Source organism: Pseudomonas sp. E315, assembly GCF_055406205.1.
On sequence record NZ_JBUZPJ010000001.1, the window covers coordinates 482,790 to 499,952 of the forward strand.

At 55.1% G+C, this 17,163-nt stretch carries 12 protein-coding genes and 1 pseudogene; 10 read left to right on the forward strand and 3 right to left on the reverse strand.

Translation table 11 applies throughout. The features are described from left to right. Positions 1 to 92: 92 nt before the first annotated feature. The 6 genes and pseudogenes from ACZRJQ_RS02350 (at position 93) to ACZRJQ_RS02375 (ending at position 9,484) form a co-directional block, all read left to right on the forward strand. A complete protein-coding gene (locus ACZRJQ_RS02350) occupies positions 93 to 2,270 on the forward strand; it encodes a T6SS effector phospholipase Tle3 domain-containing protein (protein WP_463976795.1) in 2,178 nt (725 codons plus the stop codon). Then, positions 2,270 to 3,868 carry a type VI lipase adapter Tla3 domain-containing protein gene (locus ACZRJQ_RS02355; protein WP_463976987.1) on the forward strand — a complete coding sequence of 533 codons (1,599 nt, stop codon included), beginning with the start codon at positions 2,270 to 2,272 and terminating at the stop codon, positions 3,866 to 3,868. The genes ACZRJQ_RS02350 and ACZRJQ_RS02355 overlap by 1 nt, the downstream gene beginning before the upstream one ends. A 23-nt stretch (positions 3,869 to 3,891) precedes the next feature. Then, positions 3,892 to 5,325 (forward strand): annotated as a pseudogene (locus ACZRJQ_RS02360) (type VI lipase adapter Tla3 domain-containing protein); the annotation flags it as partial. A 133-nt stretch (positions 5,326 to 5,458) separates the two neighbouring features. Further along, positions 5,459 to 5,971, forward strand: coding sequence for a sigma-70 family RNA polymerase sigma factor (locus ACZRJQ_RS02365; RefSeq protein ID WP_463976796.1), 513 nt, complete (start codon positions 5,459 to 5,461; stop codon positions 5,969 to 5,971). Beyond that, positions 5,968 to 6,945 (forward strand): FecR family protein, encoded by a 978-nt coding sequence (locus tag ACZRJQ_RS02370; RefSeq protein WP_463976797.1) that lies wholly within the window; start codon positions 5,968 to 5,970, stop codon positions 6,943 to 6,945. The genes ACZRJQ_RS02365 and ACZRJQ_RS02370 overlap by 4 nt, the downstream gene beginning before the upstream one ends. Positions 6,946 to 7,048: 103 nt before the next feature. Then, a complete protein-coding gene (locus ACZRJQ_RS02375; RefSeq protein WP_463976798.1) occupies positions 7,049 to 9,484 on the forward strand; it encodes a TonB-dependent siderophore receptor in 2,436 nt (811 codons plus the stop codon). A gap of 18 nt (positions 9,485 to 9,502) precedes the next feature. Here the strand turns inward: ACZRJQ_RS02375 and ACZRJQ_RS02380 are convergent, their stop codons facing one another. Further along, positions 9,503 to 10,747 (reverse strand): D-mannose isomerase, encoded by a 1,245-nt coding sequence (locus ACZRJQ_RS02380; protein WP_463976799.1) that lies wholly within the window; start codon positions 10,745 to 10,747, stop codon positions 9,503 to 9,505. 129 nt (positions 10,748 to 10,876) lie between these two features. Next, positions 10,877 to 11,740 carry a LysR family transcriptional regulator gene (locus ACZRJQ_RS02385; protein ID WP_463976800.1) on the reverse strand — a complete coding sequence of 288 codons (864 nt, stop codon included), beginning with the start codon at positions 11,738 to 11,740 and terminating at the stop codon, positions 10,877 to 10,879. Between the two features lie 233 nt (positions 11,741 to 11,973). On the opposite strand from ACZRJQ_RS02385, the gene hcnA reads away from it, so the two are divergent. The 4 genes from hcnA to ACZRJQ_RS02405 all read left to right on the forward strand — a co-directional run bounded on the left by hcnA (position 11,974) and on the right by ACZRJQ_RS02405 (position 16,067). After that, positions 11,974 to 12,291 (forward strand): cyanide-forming glycine dehydrogenase subunit HcnA, encoded by a 318-nt coding sequence (hcnA, locus tag ACZRJQ_RS02390; protein ID WP_463976801.1) that lies wholly within the window; start codon positions 11,974 to 11,976, stop codon positions 12,289 to 12,291. After that, positions 12,288 to 13,685 carry a cyanide-forming glycine dehydrogenase subunit HcnB gene (hcnB, locus tag ACZRJQ_RS02395; RefSeq protein WP_463976802.1) on the forward strand — a complete coding sequence of 466 codons (1,398 nt, stop codon included), beginning with the start codon at positions 12,288 to 12,290 and terminating at the stop codon, positions 13,683 to 13,685. The genes hcnA and hcnB overlap by 4 nt, the downstream gene beginning before the upstream one ends. Before the next feature lies 1 nt (position 13,686). Continuing rightward, a complete protein-coding gene (gene hcnC / locus ACZRJQ_RS02400; protein WP_463976803.1) occupies positions 13,687 to 14,946 on the forward strand; it encodes a cyanide-forming glycine dehydrogenase subunit HcnC in 1,260 nt (419 codons plus the stop codon). Between the two features lie 206 nt (positions 14,947 to 15,152). Continuing rightward, positions 15,153 to 16,067 carry a LysR family transcriptional regulator gene (locus tag ACZRJQ_RS02405; RefSeq protein ID WP_463976804.1) on the forward strand — a complete coding sequence of 305 codons (915 nt, stop codon included), beginning with the start codon at positions 15,153 to 15,155 and terminating at the stop codon, positions 16,065 to 16,067. Positions 16,068 to 16,075: 8 nt separating this feature from the next. On the opposite strand, the gene ACZRJQ_RS02410 is transcribed toward ACZRJQ_RS02405, so the two are convergent. After that, positions 16,076 to 17,017, reverse strand: coding sequence for a cupin (locus ACZRJQ_RS02410; RefSeq protein ID WP_463976805.1), 942 nt, complete (start codon positions 17,015 to 17,017; stop codon positions 16,076 to 16,078). Positions 17,018 to 17,163 lie beyond the last annotated feature (146 nt).

A 17,163-nucleotide genomic window follows, 5' to 3' on the forward strand; every position in this document is an offset into this window, starting at 1 on the left:
GCAACACGCGGGATGATGCAGCCCAAGGAGACATCATGAGTGCTGAAAAAAAACAACGGACGTTTGGAATATCACAAACAAGGAGGACACCCATGAGTGAAGCTGCTCAGATGAGGACCATCGTTTCAGCCAAGTCGATCACCATGCCCGGCGGCGGTGATGTGCATTTGATCCCGCCACCACCAAAGCCCTGCGTGACCATCGTGGTGCATGGGGTTAACGACCTTGCAGGTTGTTATGAGCGAATTGAGCGTGGACTGTGCCAAGGCTTGAACGAGCGCCTTGATATGCCTGAAACCCTGCCCGGCGGGATGAGTAATCCGGGTTATTTGAAGGGGGCGGGTTACAGCTTGCCTTCGGATGACTCTGGCAAGGCCACTGACCCCGATGCGATGTACTACCGGCGCAAGTTCAGTGACTCCAGCGATGGCAGTTCTACTCGCAGCGTGGTCATCCCGTTCTATTGGGGTTTTCGAGAAGAAGAGGCGTACATCAACAAAACCGCGCCCCACGGTGAGTGGCTGGATCGCAACAACAACCGCCTGGATAAAGCCGGAACCAAGGAGGGCGGGCAGTTCGCCAACGCCACCACCAACTTGCCGGATATGTGGGGGGAGGGGTTCAATGGATTCCCGTTTGGCATCATTCCACTCAATGCCATTGCTGGCACCCTGACTCACCCATTGTTTTCGGCATCAGGGCGGCGCTACATGGTATTGGCTGCCATGCGTCTGGCGATGCTGATGAAAATCATCAGAAAGCGTTACCCCAATGACACGGTCAATGTGGTCGGTCACAGTCAGGGGACCTTGATCGCTTTGCTGGCTCACGCGTTTCTCAAGGATGAAGGTCAGCGCCCTGCAGATGGGTTCGTGATGCTCAATTCCCCCTACAGCTTGTATCAGCCCCGCAATGAAAAAGTTCAGGGTTGGCTGAAACAACAGACCACTGCCGCCCGTATTGCCACGCTCGAAGGCATTTTGAAATTCATCTCAAGCAGCCCTAGTGCAACGCCTGCGTTATCAAGCGTTGCGCTCAAAAACTGCCAAAGCTATGGCGCCATTGGTGGCGTGGGGTGGGCAGGCGTCGGGCCGAGTGAAGCGACGATTGATGGCAAAAAAATCACGTTCAACGAGCGGGATAACCGGGGCAGCACCTACCTGTACTTCACGCCTGAGGATCAGACCGTAGGTCTGGCCAACGTCCAGGGCATTGGCTGGCAAGGCGTGGGGGAGGAGATTAATGGGCAAGCCGCACGCAAGGTGTTGATGCCAGGTTTTCATCAACGGGTCTTTACCTTGCGCAAACGCGCCGGTGAGAAAGAGAAAATTGGCTTTCACACACCTCCTTATGTTTACCCCTTACTGGTTGCTGGGGAAAAGAATTGGGAGGACACCGGGTTGACCGGATGGGTTGATCTTGGTGGGCGTGCCGAACTGGAACCCGGTAAAAGTGTGATGCTGACTGCGCCTCTTTTGCCGGTTCCAACGGCGGCAGACTTTTTTGTAGGTGGCACCGTTACTGCACCTGGGGAAGATTCGGACAGTGGTCTTTATCAAGTTAAGGACAACCTTGACCCCATTGATGCAGCCATTGGCCTCAGTAACGATAAGTCTCTGTGGATCAAGGCGGCATGGAAGCCTGAGGACGTGAATCGTGCTCGGCAGGAAGTTTTGGACGCGAGCCAAGCGTTCAAATTCGGGCGCGATAACAGCAGCGTGGAACAAGCCCTGAACGAAAATAAAGACACGGCTCAACGGGCTCATGTATTCACATTTCGGGACATGGGCAATGGTCAGGTACTGATTACACGGGGCGAAACACCTTATGAAGCGCGGTTGCGATTACAGGCATCGCATCAGGCCGCTGACTCTTTTCACTCAAGTATTCCGAATAACCCGGAGCACAGTCGTAGGGTGTTGGCGTATGACGTGGCGATTGGTGCCGGGCAGAGCGTAGATGATGTGACGTTCTACGCGTATTTGTGTCGGGTGGCGGATTGGCGGTTGGATTGGGAAGACACGCGAACGAAGGGGAGGGCTCTAGTCAGCCTCGATTCAGATGATGAGTATCCTGATGCGGACGTACAAAGTATCTATCTGTTAGAGGACGCGAAAAATCGTAATTTGATCGATTCTACGTCGACCTATCGTCTCAGCGGCGTAATGCCTAACAGCGTTTCTAACTCCCAAATGCCTACTCTGGTAGCCACACAAACGTGGGGAGGGCATCAACTAGGTAAGCCTATGTCATTTGGTGGGAGTATATGATGCGTAATTATTTATATCCGCTTATGGCTGGTTTCTTAATTTTAAGTCCATTGGTCAGTGCTGGTGAAAATACATTAAATATCAGTCGTTGTTTCGCTAGCCCAGCTACGCCGCTAGCGGCGTATGTCACCTCTAAGAAGGCTTCTAAAATGTCCTCTGATCTTCGTTACAAGGCACCCACGATTTCACCTCCTTTAGAAACGCTGGATGTACTTAGTATTGGTATGAGTTTGGATGTGTTTCGTCAAGGGCAGGCGTGGCAGGCCCTGCAAGAGCAAAATATAAAAAACCCTGAATCCTTGCATGTGGGCAGTATTTTGCCTATGGACCCGACGAAGTATCCAATTACTGCTGATGATAAGGACATGGCATCCGAAAAGCGTGAAACGGATGCGTTGGAAATGGGACTAAAGAATTTTCTTGAAAAATGGCCTATTCCAACTATTACTGTGGTTCGTGGCTGGAATCCTCAGACACCAAACTTACGATTTGCGCCTGAAAGAACTAAAAAAAGTCTTTCTGTGATGGTAAACAATATGCGCAGCCCAGCAGGATTGCACTGGCACCGTATACGTAACTTTCAAAATGGTGTCGTTTGTAACGATACACCTGAAGGTGTCGTGGAAAATATATTCCAACTTTTTGAAAGAAATCCGGATTTACCTGCATTACTAGTTTATGTGAATGAAGGGTTTAATATGGCGTTGTCGTTGACCACTAAGGGTAATAAGCCCATAGGTCTAGGAACGGGCCCTCGACAACCCGGTGAACTCACCGACTCAATGGTCGCCCTAGTTGTAGGCCGCCCCGAACGCGTTGAATGGCTGCGTTATTACGCCCAATACGCCAAGGTCAACGATAATAAAATCGACCCCGAGTTCAGAGGCTGGGGATGGCGCAAACCACCTGTTGAGTTTCAGCCATCCGAGTTCATCCCGCAGCCCTGGACGAAGCGTGCGTTTGAGCAGTGGGATGCGATGACGGTCTTGGCCAAAATTCACCGCCCAGTGACCGTCTCGCTCCAGCGACCAGACAACGGCGAGCGTTTGAAGCGCGATGCCCTGACAGCGCAATTAGCTGCGGGCTGGAAGAAGGCCACGGACACTCTCACGCCTCAACCCTCCCGGCTGTTTTACGACGGCGGTTTGAACAGCGCGCCAATTACCGAGTTGTCCCCGGCGCTGCGTGTCGCCCAGAGTTCGCTCGATCTGCTCGACTCCCGCGAGAGTTACAACCTTACCCAGCGTTTGGGCGACACCGGTTCGGCGTCTCCCTTTGTGGGTATCGCCTTGGCGACTATGGCCAGTTACTTGAATGCCGATACCAGCGTGGTCATGCCCATGCGCCGTCAGGATCAGGCAACGATCATTGCCGTGACTTCGACCACGCCGGGTAAAAAGCCGGTAGGCAACAGCCCCTTCGGCGTCACGCTAATGCCACAGACTGCCAGCAGTGACACGCCTGAGCGACCTGTTGCAGCGGCCTTAACACCTCGCGCCCAAGCGATGCCGCCATTCTCCAAACCAACTGACGACTATGCGCTGGAAGAGTTTTTGCTGAGTTTGAAGGACAGCGACGACTTACTGGATGGCTTGTAGGTGAACTTTGGAGGTAATGCCTGATGCGTGCACGGGTTGCCTGTTTATCCATAAGCGGTCTGCTGTTCACCAGTTCTTGGGTACAGGCGGTTGAAAGCCGTTGTTTTGTTAGTCCCGCTACGGCGGTAACTGCCTACACATCCATCAATAATGGGCCTGCTATGCCTGCTGATGCACGTTACCGTGCTCCAACTACTTCCTCTCGCCTAGAAACTTTGGATGTGCTTGGCATCGGAGTGAGTTTGGATGTTTTTCGTCAGGGGGATATATGGGATAACTTGCAAGTGCAGAATGCTAGGCAGAAGGATTCTCTGCATGTAGGTAGTATTCTTCCTTTTGACCCAAAAAAATACCCAACTACAGCTGACGATAAAAACTTTGCTTATTCCAAGCGAAAAGCAGACGCACTGGAGTTGGGACTTCGATATTTTGTAGAAAAATGGCCGATTCCTACTATTACCGTAGTGCGTAGTTGGAGTGCCGCAACACCGAATTTGCGTTTTTCACCTGATAGAACTAGAAAAATGCTGAATGGTATGGTCGATAGCTTCCGTACAGACGCTGGTCTTCACTGGCATCGTATTCGTAACGTGCAAGACGGCATTATTTGTAATGACGCGCCTGAGATATTAGTTGAAAGCATATTTCAACTATTTGAAAGCAGTCCAGATCTTCCAGCTGTACTGATTTATAGTGTTGAAGGCATCAACATGTCGGGAGCACTATCGAGCAAGGATGTCTCCTTGACGTCACTCGGTGCTGTCGCAGGCCCGCGTCAACCTGACAAATTAACCGATGCAATGGTCGCCCTAGTCGTTGGCCGCCCCGAACGTGTTGAATGGTTGCGCTATTACGCTCAATACGCCAAGGTCAACGAGAATAAAATCGACCCCGAGTTCAGAGGCTGGGGATGGCGCAAGCCGCCGGTGGAGTTCCAGCCATCCGAGTTCATCCCGCAGCCCTGGACGCAGCGTGCGTTTGAGCAATGGGACGCGATGAAGGTCTTGGCTAAAATTCACCGCCCAGTGACCGTCTCGCTTAAACGCCCAGACAACGGCGAGCGCTTGAAACACGATGCCCTGACAGCGCAATTGGCTGCGGGCTGGAAGAAGGCCACGGACACTCTCACGCCTCAACCCTCCCGGCTGTTTTACGACGGCGGCTTGAACCGCGCGCCCATCACCGAACTGTCCCCGGCGCTTCGCGCAGCCCAGAGTTCTCTCGACTTGCTCGACTCCCGCGAAAGTTACAACCTTACACAGCGTTTGGGCGACACCGGTTCGGCGTCTCCCTTTGTGGGTATCGCCTTGGCGACCATGGCCAGTTACTTGAATGCCGATACCAGCGTGGTCATGCCCATGCGCCGTCAGGATCAGGCAACGATCATCACCGTCACCTCGCCCACGCCGGGTAAAAAGCCGGTGGGCAATAGTCCTTTTGGCGTGACGCTGATGCCCTAGACTGCCGGCAGTTAAACTTCTGAGCGATCTGCTGCAAACCTGGTAGGGGGGGCTTGCACATAACCTGATTGCAATTTCAGGCGATAAACAGATAATGCGACTTATTACTATTTGAGTCTGGTTATCTATCGTGTCCACTCCTCTGGATCCCAAAGCCCTGCTGGCGAGTCTTTACCACGACAATCATGTGTGGTTGCGCGGCTGGCTGTATCGGCAGGTGCGCTGCCCTCAGGATGCGGCCGATCTGACCCAAGACACGTTCTTGCGTGCATTTGATGCACAGCAGTTGGCCCACATTCAGCAACCCCGCGCTTATCTGAGCACTGTCGCTCGGCGTTTACTGTGTTCGCTTTGGCGGCGGCGCAAGCTTGAACAATCGTATCTGGAGCAACTGGCTGACCTGCCTCAGGGCTATGCACCTTCAGCTGAAGACATCGCCTTGGTGCGCGAAGCCATCGAAGCCATTGACCAATTGCTTGAAGGATTGCCGCGGCGGGTGCGTCGTGCCTTTTTGCTGAACCGTCTGGAAGGCATGGCCCAACAAACCATCGCCACTCAATTGGGCGTGTCGCTGGCCACCGTTGAGCGTGACTTGCGCCGTGCCTTTATTCATTGCTTGTCTCAAACGGCGGAGTCCTTATGAGCAGAGCCCGTGTTGACCCCATTACTCGTATGGCCATTGACTGGATGTTAAGGCTTGAGTCCGGCCATGCGTGCCCTTCGCAGCGTCAGGTGTTCAAAGCCTGGCTGGCCGAAAACCCAGAGCACTTGGCCGCTTGGCAACGGGTAGCGGGTGTATTAAAGACGCCCGTTGCTGACTTGAAGTCGGTAGAGCGTCGAAGCCCCGGGCAATTGCGTGCGGCCCGTGAGGTGCTGTTGGCCAGCCCGCCTGTGACGGGAAAAGGCGTTATAAAAAGTGGCCTATTGGTCGTGCTGCTGGGATTGGGGGCCGCGGGTCTCGCCAACAGGGCCACGCCATTAATGGGGTTAATGGCCGATCAGCACACCGCGACCGGTGAGCGAAAAACCATTGAACTGGCCGATGGCAGTCGCCTGACGCTCAACGCCCGTAGCGCAGTGGATATTGAGTTCAGCGCCGGGCAGCGTCGGGTTCATCTGCGTGAAGGCGCGTTGCAGGTGGATGTTGTCGCCGATGCCAAACGTCCGTTTGTGGTCAGCACTGCACAAGGTCAAGTACGGGCATTGGGCACGCGTTTTATGGTGCGTCAGGGCGCTGACGAAAGTGTGACCAGCGTGCAGCAACACAGCGTGCAACTCGACACCTTTGGCGGGCAGCAATTGCGAATAGAAAACGGCCACGCGGCTTCATTTACTGCCAGCCAGATCGACCCGCAAACCCTGACTGCACGCAGCCAGGCTGATTGGATTGACGGGCGAGTTGAATTGCACGATGAACCGTTGTCGGCATTGGTGGATGCGTTGCGGCCTTACCAGACGGGCCTATTGCGCATTAGCCGTGAGGCGGCAAAGGTTCGGGTGTATGGGGTTTTTGCGCTGGATGACACGCCGCAAACGCTCAGTGCTTTGGCGCAAACGTTGCCCATTAAAGTCACCCGTTATGGCCCTTTATTGACGGTCATTGATGTGCGCCGTTAAAAATATTCACCGAATGCGAATTATTTACAAATAGTGTGAGGGGATAACGCGCCTCGTTGGTCAAGGTTACAACTGCCCACCTTGCAACGAGAAAGGACGCCCCATGTCGTACGCCCCGCTAAGACCTTGTCTGTTGGCATTGACCATTGCTCTGAGCATCGCCGGCCATCCGCTAAATGCGTTGGCCGAGCCCTTGCCCAGTCAACAAAGTGCCGCACGTAGTTTCGATTTACCCTCAGCGCCGTTAGGGCAGACCCTGAGCCGAATTGCGCGGGACAGCCAATTAACCCTGTCTGTATCGCCCGCCTTGTTGCAGGGCAAAACGTCGGCGCCCGTGAAGGGCACCTACACCCCGCAACAAGCAGCCGAGCGTGCGTTAGTGGGGAGTGGGCTGGGGTTGAGTGTGACCGGAAGCGGCGCGTTGAGCGTTTACCCGTTAGCCGAGGCAGGCACCTTGAATCTGGGCGCGACGACGGTGTCTGCGCAGCTCGCGGAAGATGGCCGTGGCGCGGTCGATGGCTATGTTGCGACGCGCACGGCGACGGCAACCAAAACCGACACGCCGATTCTGGAAATTCCGCAGACCATCAACGTGGTGACGGCTGATCAAGTCGAGGTGCAAGGCGCGCGCGATTTAACTCAGGCACTGCGTTATACGCCGGGTTTGAGCACCAACGGCTACACCGACCGCAACACCATCGCAGATGAAATCACCAGCCGAGGGTTCGCGCCGACCTTGCTCTACCTCGATGGCGCTTATTTGCCGTCGGCAGGCAGCTTGGGCGGGACTCCGCAAATTGACCCCTACACCTTGGAGCGCATCGAAGTGCTCAAAGGCCCGTCATCGGTGCTGTACGGGCAAAACCAACCGGGGGGCATGATCAACTTGGTGTCAAAACGCCCAAGTACAGTGGCCAAGCAACAGGTAAAAGTGGGCACCGGCAGCTTTGATCGTTACAACATGGCGTTCGACTTCACTGGCCCGCTCGATGACGCCAAAACCCTTAGCTACCGGCTGGTAGGGGTGGGTAATACCGGTAGCGAGCAGGTGGATCACACTGAAGATTCGCGCCAGTTACTGGCGCCCAGTTTCAGTTGGACGCCGGATGACAATACCGAATTGACGCTGTCCGCTCAGTTACAGCGTGACGATGCCTTGGCTGACTATCAGGCCTTGCCAGCAGTGGGCAGCCTGTATCGCAACTCGCAGGGCAACAAGATTGACCGAGATGCGTCCTTGGGTGACTCCCGGTGGAACGACTACAAGCGCGAACAATACGTGCTCGGCTACCAGTTTTCCCACGCGTTCAACGAGGTCATGACCTTTCGCCAAAGCCTGAATTACATCGACGTAAATGACCGCTACAAAGGTTTTTACCTCAACCGCTTTGTGTCGACGCCTACGGGCATTGACGACACTCACGCCACGCGCACTAAGCTTGACTGGCGTCAGCAAAACAGTTCGTACACCTTCGATAACCACTTGCAGAGCGACTTCAGCACCGGGCCAATACAACACACTTTATTGGTGGGCGTCGATTACCGCGCCTTCACCCGCAAGTATCAGGGTTACAACTTGTCAGGCAGTGAAGTCATTGACCTCTACAACCCCAGCAATTACAGCACCAAGGGCGTACCCACCTTGACCACCAAATGGGATAACCGCCTCAAGCAAATCGGTTTGTATGTGCAAGATCAGATCAAGTTGGACAACTTCATTTTGACCATCGGTGGGCGTCAGGATTGGTCCGAAGTGCAAAACAATGACCTGCTCGCCGATTCGCGGGTCACTCAAAGGGACCAAAAGTTCACTGGCCGTGTCGGGCTCACGTACGTTACCTCTTTTGGCCTGGCGCCCTACATCAGCTATACCGAGTCGTTTTTGCCCTCTGTGGGTACCTCCGCGCCCAAGCGTGGGGGCAAAGCATTTGTCCCGGAGTTGGGCCAGCAATACGAAGTGGGGGTCAAGTACCAGCCTAACGACACTACCTTGCTCACGGCATCGGCTTTTCAGATCAAGCAAAAAAACGTGCTGACTGGCGACTTGCAGTATTTGGAGTATCAGATTCAGGAAGGCGAGGTACGTTCTCGGGGGATCGAACTGGAAGGCAAAAGCAGTTTCAGCACTATCGATCTGATCGCGTCGATGTCGTATCTGGACGTGTTTTACAGCAAGTCCAACTACGGCAACGAAGGCAACCGCAGCGAGGCTCAATCACCGTGGGCCGCCAGTGTGTGGGCCGATTACCACTTCACTGGGCAAGCTTTGCAGGGTGTGACCCTTGGCGGCGGTGCGCGGTATACCGGCAAGAATTACGGGGACTCGGCCAACACCTTTAAAACCCCGTCCTTTGTGGTTTACGACGCCACCCTCAGCTATGACCTAGCCGCTCTAGAACCTCGTTTAAAAGGCGTGGCGACCAGCCTTAACGTACAAAACCTGTTTGATCGTGAGTACGTGTCGTCGTGTAACTACAGTTTTGGCTGCTACTACGGCCAACAGCGCACGGCGGCGCTGGAGGTTAAGTACGACTGGTGATGGCCTGCGGCGACAGGTTTAACGTCGCAGCCTGAGTGCACTGGCCAAACTGATGGCCAACGGCAAACGCGGTAGCAAGGTGGCTTGGTAGGCATGGTAAAGATCCGGCTTACCAGGCCAAATACGTTCAGATGGCTGATTGTCGGGCCCCAATTCGTGGTGCCAGCTGCCATTTATAGGGTCAATCAGACAGGTGTCTATGTAGTCCCAAAATGTCTGATACCACTGCTCATAGGCATAGTCTTCAGTGCGTTGCAGTAACGCCGCTGCTGCCGCGCAAGCTTCTGCGGCTGTCCAATGCAAGCGTTCGCGCACCACAGGCTGGTGCTGCCAGTCTAAGGTGTAGACGATGCCGATATTGCCATCCACATTCCAGCCACTCTGGCAGGCACTGTTGAACAGTTGCCTGGCATCGTCCAACAACCAGTTCGGGGTTGGCATACCGCGTTGTTTGCGAGCAGCCTCAAGGTGCAGCAGCAGTCGAGCCCATTCAAAGGCATGCCCCGGTGTTTTACCGTATGGGCGAAATCCGTCAGCGGGGTTGCTGCGGTTGTAATCGGGCAACGGCTGCCAATGCGTATCAAAGTGTTCAATGGGCAAGTAACCAGACTGAGCAGCATGCTGATGGATAACCCGCTCGGCGATGCGCAAAGCGCGGTCGAGCCACAGGTCTTCGTCAAGCACATCGGCCAAGGCCAAAAACACTTCAACCCCGTGCATATTGCTGTTTGCCCCGCGATACGCCTCGCAGTCAGACCAATCCTGAGCAAAAGATTCCAGCAAAGCGCCTTCGTCTTCAGACCAAAAATGCTCTTCAATTGCGCCCACCGCCTCTGCCAGTAACTCGGCCGCCCCGACGCGCCCGGCAACCACAGCAGAACTGGCCGCCAAGGCCACAAAAGCATGCAAATAGGCCTCTTTGCGGCCTTGGGTATCGTGAGGCGGAGTGCTGGCAAACCAGCCCCCGTATTGGGCATCGCGCAAAGGCCCGGCCAATGCCGCCAACCCGTGATCAATCAGCGATGCGCAACCCGCAATGCCCTGCAGATGGGCGAGGGAAAAGCTGTGCACCATGCGCGCGGTATGGATGGTCTGGGCCTGTGCATTGGCTGCAAGTGTGCCCAATCGATCAAGACCGGCAAAGCCATCAGCCACATGAGATGCCTTGGCAAAGCTGACTAAAGACTGCCCTTGCTCGTGTAGCCACAGCAAGTGGGTAGGGGATAGCAACCAACTCTCGTTGGGCAGAGGGAGATCAGTCATTGGCCACCTTTGCGATTGAAAAGACATCGTGGTTTTTCGGACTTCTGCACGCTAACCCTTTGCTCTTGAGGCTGAAAGCTTTCAGTGAAAATTATTTGTCTGAAAATACTTACTTCGCGCAATTGAGGGCTAAACCTCCGGGCCCCAACGCTGCGACCAATCGCTGTCTTGCTTGACGATTTCGCGCAGAAGCTCAATAGCGTGTTGCAAGGCCGCGCTGTCACGCTCACGCGAATACACCAAAAACGTCGGATAGCTGAACTCAGGGGCTTTGGGTACGCGTTCCAGAGCGCCACTGTCCAGATAACTTTGAACCACGCGGGTGCGGAAGTAACCGCTACCACCATTGTCCAAAATGTAGTGCAGCGCGACCGGGCCCAGATTAAAACTGATCGCTGCGCGCGCCTTATCAGGCAGGGCGGCGTCATGTTGACGGCGAAAATCTTCGCCCCAATCGACATACACATAAGGGTCAGGCTGCGTGGGGCGACGGATCAAAATCAGTTTTTCTTCCAATAGCTGTTCAACCTGAACACCGGGCCAGTAAGCGGGCTGATAGACCAGCGCAGCGTCTAACAGGCCCATCTCAATTTTTCGTAATAATTGCTCACCCTCTTCGATTTGAACGCGTAACGCGTGAGAAGGTATCTTGCGTCGCAGTCGAGTGGCCCAGCTCAAAATCAGGGGGTTGCACAGGCTGACTTCACCCGCGATATGCAGCACCTCATGTAAACCTTCGGGGCGCGGCAAGTCCCTACGAGCGGCCTCCCATGTTTGTACGAGCTGGTTTGCATACACCACGAACGCCTCGCCGTCCGGTGTGAGTCTGGCCCCGGCACGATTACGGATAAACAGCGTCACATTCAGCAGACTCTCTAGTTTTTGAACCCGGGCGGTAATGGCTGTTTGGGTGACATGTAGCTTTTCGGCGGCCCCTGCAAGGCTGCCGTAGCGAACGATTTCGAGGAAGGTTCGAGCCAGATCAAGGTCCATGGGCGCGCCAATGTGCAAAGGGTGGTCAGTGTAATGGCATTGCGTCAAAAACTTACAAGACCGGTCTTTCATTGGCGTGAATCAATGTTTATTTCCTGTAATCAACTAACGTCTCAAGCCTTGGCAAACAGATGCCAGGCCTTTGGGTGCTCCAACGTATCTGAAGCCCGTATGAAACAGTGTGCTACCCCGAGGTTGGTTACGCGACGGCTCATAAAAAGGACAGCTAGAACATGGACGATTTGAATCGCAAGTACGACATTCAACCCTTGATACAGCCTGACATGACCATTGTGCTCAATGGCCAGGTTGTGAATGCCGCACAAGGAGAGACCGTCCTCAGCGTGTTGAACTCAGTAGGCGTACGGCAACTGTCACCTAACGATCATGGGCAAGTTAGCGGGGCCTACTGTGGCATGGGGGTTTGCTATTGCTGCTTGGTGAACATTGATGGGCGACACAAGCGCCGCGCCTGTCAAACCGTGGTACGCCCAGGCATGCAAGTAGAAACAGGGTTGAACCGTGTTATCGAACAGGAGAAAGCCCTATGAGCCTTGATCCTGTGATCGTTGGTGGCGGCCCGGCCGGAATGTCTGCTGCCATTGAACTGGCTCGGCATGGGGTACCAAGCACCTTGCTTGAAGAAGCATCGCGTTTGGGCGGCGTTGTATATCGCGGCCCGCTACGCGAAGGCGTCGAGCTGGACTATTTGGGTGATCGTTATAAAGAAGCATTGCACAAGCTTCACGGTGAGTTTGCTGCCATTTCTGACCGGGTGGATGTACGGCTAAACCACCGAGTGGTCGGAGGGCAGGGCGAAAATCGCCTGCAAGTGCTGAACGATAGCGAGCAATTACAAGAAATAGAATTTCCGCAGTTGGTACTGTCAGCGGGCTGCCATGAGCGCAGCGTGCCGTTTGCAGGGTGGACGATTCCTGGGGTGATCATGCTCGGTGGCCTGCAATTGCAGATCAAAAGTGGCGTGGTTAAACCTAAAGGCCCGGTTCTGATTGCAGGCACTGGGCCGTTGTTGATGCTGGTGGCCTGCCAGCTACATGCCGCAGGTGTTGAGGTTGCCGGGGTGTATGAAGCCTGCGAACTGGGGCGTATCGCCAAAGAAAGCCTGGCACTGCTTAACCAGCCGCAGTTGTTTCTCGATGGCCTGAGCATGCTGGTTTACCTCAAGCGTCACGGCATTACGGTGCGCTATGGCTGGGGCGTGGTGCAGGCCAGTGGCGAAGGCGAGCTGACTGAAGTTGTCGTCGCGCCGTATTCCAGCAGTTGGCAGGCCGACCTGAGCAAAGCGCAGATGGTCATGGCCCGTACGTTGGCGGTGGGTTATGGGTTTATTCCACGCACCCAACTCAGCCAGCAGATGGGGCTGGAGCACGCTTACAACGTGGATGGTTATCTGGCGGTAAAAGCCAATAGCTGGCAGCAAAGCAATGTGCCCAATGTACATTTGGCTGGCGATGTGACTGGCATGCGCGGGGGTGAGGCGGCCATGCTGACAGGCCGTATTGCAGCCCTGTCGGTGTTGATGCAACGCGGTGTACTCACCGAGCAACAAGCGCTTGAGCTGCGTCGCGCTTATTTGTCGAAACTTAACAGCATCGTGCGTTTTCGAGGCGGGATCGACCGCTACACACAACGCGGTACACGCCAAATCGACTTGCCGCAGGCAGACACCGTGGTGTGTCGCTGTGAGCACGTGACTCGCGCCGATATTGACCTTGCCTTGAGTCAGGGCGTGCAAGACATGGCCAGTCTGAAAATGCGCACCCGCGTCAGCATGGGCGATTGCCAGGGCCGGATGTGTGTCGGTTATTGCAGCGATCGCTTGCGTGAAGCCACCGGGCGTCAAGATGTCGGTTGGTTGCGCCCGCGCTTCCCACTTGAACCCGTGCCATTTTCGGCGTTTATCAATGCCAGCAAGGATGCCTGACATGATCAAAAACTATGACGTTGTAATCGCGGGTGGTGGTGTGATCGGTGCTTCGTGTGCCTACCATTTGTCTCGCCGTAAAGACCTGAAAATCGCCCTGATTGACTGCAAGCGTCCTGGCAATGCCAGCCGTGCTTCGGCCGGCGGGCTATGGGCCATCGGCGAATCTGTGGGCTTGGGCTGCGGGGTGATCTTTTTCCGCATGATGTCGGCCGAGCGCAAGCGTGAAGCTCAAGGCTCGGCAGTGATCGTCGATTCCAGCACGCCGCATATCCTGCCTGAATGTTTCTTCGACTTTGCTCTGCAATCCAACGCGCTGTACCCGGGTTTACATCAAGAGTTGATGGAAAAACACGGCATGGACTTCAAGTTCGAACGCACGGGGCTCAAGTACGTCATTTATGACGACGAAGACCGTTTGTATGCCGAGCACATCGTGGCCCATATCCCGCACTTGGCCGATGAGGTGCGTTGGCTCGATCAGGCCGCCTTGCGCGAGTCCGAGCCGGGCGTCAGCCATGATGCCTTGGGTGCGCTGGAATTTCTGTGCGATCACCAGGTCAGTCCATTTCGGCTGACCGATGCCTACACCGAAGGTGCGCGACAAAATGGTGTTGATCTGTTCTTTAACACCAATGTCACGGGTGTGCTGCGCCAAGGCGCCAAAGTGCACGGGGTTCGCACGGATAACCAAGGTGTTTTCCACTGCGACACACTGATTAACGCGGCAGGAGCCTGGGCGGCAGAGCTGAGCATGATGGCCACTGACATGAGCATTCCCGTTGCACCAGTCAAAGGCCAGATTGTGCTGACTGAGCGCATGCCCAAGATGCTCAACGGCTGCTTGACCACCAGCGATTGCTATTTGGCGCAGAAAGACAACGGCGAGATCCTGATTGGCAGCACCACTGAAGACAAAGGGTTTGACGTCACCACCACCTTCCCTGAAATCAGTGGTTTGGTGCAGGGCGCGATGCGTTGTATCCCAGCCCTCAAGGACGTGAACCTCAAACGCACTTGGGCCGGGTTGCGCCCAGGTTCACCTGACGAGTTGCCGATTTTGGGGCCAATGGCAGGCATTGAGGGGTATTTGAACGCGTGCGGTCATTTCCGCACCGGCATCCTGACGTCTGCGATAACCGGGGTGATGCTTGATGCGTTGGTGCGCAACGAGCCGTTGCCATTGGACGTTACGCCGTTTCTTGCAGACCGCTTTGATTTGCAGCCGGTAGCGCTGCCAAAAGTCATCGGCGGCGACTAAAACCGTGGGCAGTAGGGGGCAGAGCGGCTGATCTGCTCCCTATCTTCATTAACCCTTGACCACTGCTTTCAACGTTGGCGTTGCCTGAGGTAGCGATCTTTTGGTCTTAAAGGATTGTCGCCTTCGCCAGCTCCAACGGGGATGCGGGCCGGTTAGTACGAGTTTTTCTGATAGCCTTTGGCGATTGCTTATTGAGTGGACTCGTCATGGACTATTTCGCGGCCCTGAACGCCTTTGTCGAAGCGGCCCAAGCCAATAACTTCTCCCGCGCAGCGGAAAAACTGTCTATTAAAGCCTCGACGGTCTCGCGCTACATCAAAGACCTTGAGCAGGACTTGGGCATCGCCTTGTTTAATCGCTCGACACGCACATTGCGGCTGACCGAGGGGGGCGAGACCTTTTTGCAGCATGCCTTGCGCGTTCTGGATGAGCTCGACCAGGCAAAACAGGCAACGTCCTCACTCAATCAGCATCCGCGGGGTGTGCTCAAACTCAATGTGCCGCCGGCGTTTGCCCGCCATCACATCCTCCCTTTACTCGGTGATTTCGCTCGCCGCCATCCAGAAGTTCGTCTGGAACTGACGTTGGATGAGCAGCATGTGAACCTGATCAGTGCCGGGGTGGATCTGGCATTGCGTATCGGCGTGTTGCCTGACTCAACACTTAAAGCTCGCAAATTAGCGTCAGAGCACACGCTTGTGTGCGTAAGCTCGGCGTATGCACAGCAGCATGCTGCGCCTGAAACGCCCCAAGCTTTAGGTACTGTATTACTCAATGGCAATTTGCCAGATGAGGTGTTTTTCATGCCACAAGAGGGCATCGATCAAGCCATAAAGCGCGTCACAGTGGCCGGGCCGCTGCGCATTAACGATCTGGACGCGCAGCTGTTGGCGGTTGAGCAGGGGCTGGGCGTGGCGTTGTTACCGGATTGGCTCGTCGCACAAAAAATCAAACGTCAGGAGCTGGTGCACTGGTTGCCAGACTGGCACGTACAAGCGACGCAGGTGCCTGCGTCGCTGTGGCTGGTGTACCCGCCCAAGCGCACAGTCTCATCGAAAGTGCGCTGTTTTATCGACTTTATGGTCGAGCATGTGGGCAGCCCGGCTTATTGGCAGCATTAGCCGTGGGTTTAACTGAAACGAATATCCAGCGCACGCAGATAGGTTTGCAGCCCGGCATCCTGAATCGGGATTAAAAACGCCTCACTGTTCGACTCATTGAAGTGGGCATGCCAATAGCCCGGCGGGGTTACGAAGGCGAGACCGGGCGTCCAGTCCACTCGCGTCGGATTGCGGATCTGGCCGTTTTCGTCAATGTCACTGCCGACCAGCGTGTAGCAGCCGGGCGGGCAATCAATGATGAAGTCCAGCGCAATGGATTGATGGCGATGGGGCTTTTGTACCGAGCCTGCTGGCAAAATGCCGTACATGGCCCACAGCACATGGGTCACGGTACGAGTCTGCGGGAAGTGACGGTTACCCAGCAAAATGCTGATACGGCTGCGGTCTTGCGCCCGTGGGTCATCAGCGGCTTCGCGCAACTTGGCGTTAGCTTTATGGGCAGGGTATAGCGTGGCGCTGAACTGCTGTTGAGTCGGGGCTACGCCCAAGTAACGCAGTAGGGGTTGGTCGTGCACATAGTAGAAGCGGGCATCTTCGCTAGCCGTCAATTGCGCCGCTTCCATTCCCGGGAGGGCGATAAAGCAGCCCTTTTCCCATTCGAATTCGGTGCTACCTTGGGTCAGTTGCCCTCGGCCTGCGATCACGTACAACACTTGCGAGGTGGCCGTTGGTGCAAGTTTCAGGCTGTCACCTGCATTAAGCCGAATAAAGCTGGCCAATAATCCCGGCCCGGTCGCTGGCCCCTCGCAGTTCAATGCTTCGCTCAAGTCCAGCGGTACTACGCGGCTGGGGCCAGAGTCATACAGAGAGGCAGGGAAGTTTTGATAGGGGATGCGGGAAATCAACCCGGCACTGATCGGATTTGCCGCTTTGCTGTACTCAAAGTACTCAGCATCCAACTCGGCATCCATCACGTCGACGTTTTGCAGCTGCGCATTCAGGCTATTCATTGAGACCTCTTCTTATAGGTGGCGTTACAGGTGCACGGTGAGGCCACTATACGAAGCGTTGTGCACAAGCTTAAAGCCTGAAGAGGAACAGCAGTTGTGCGCAAAAGGGTGTTAACCCCCAAACGCAAAAGCCCCGACTAATGAGG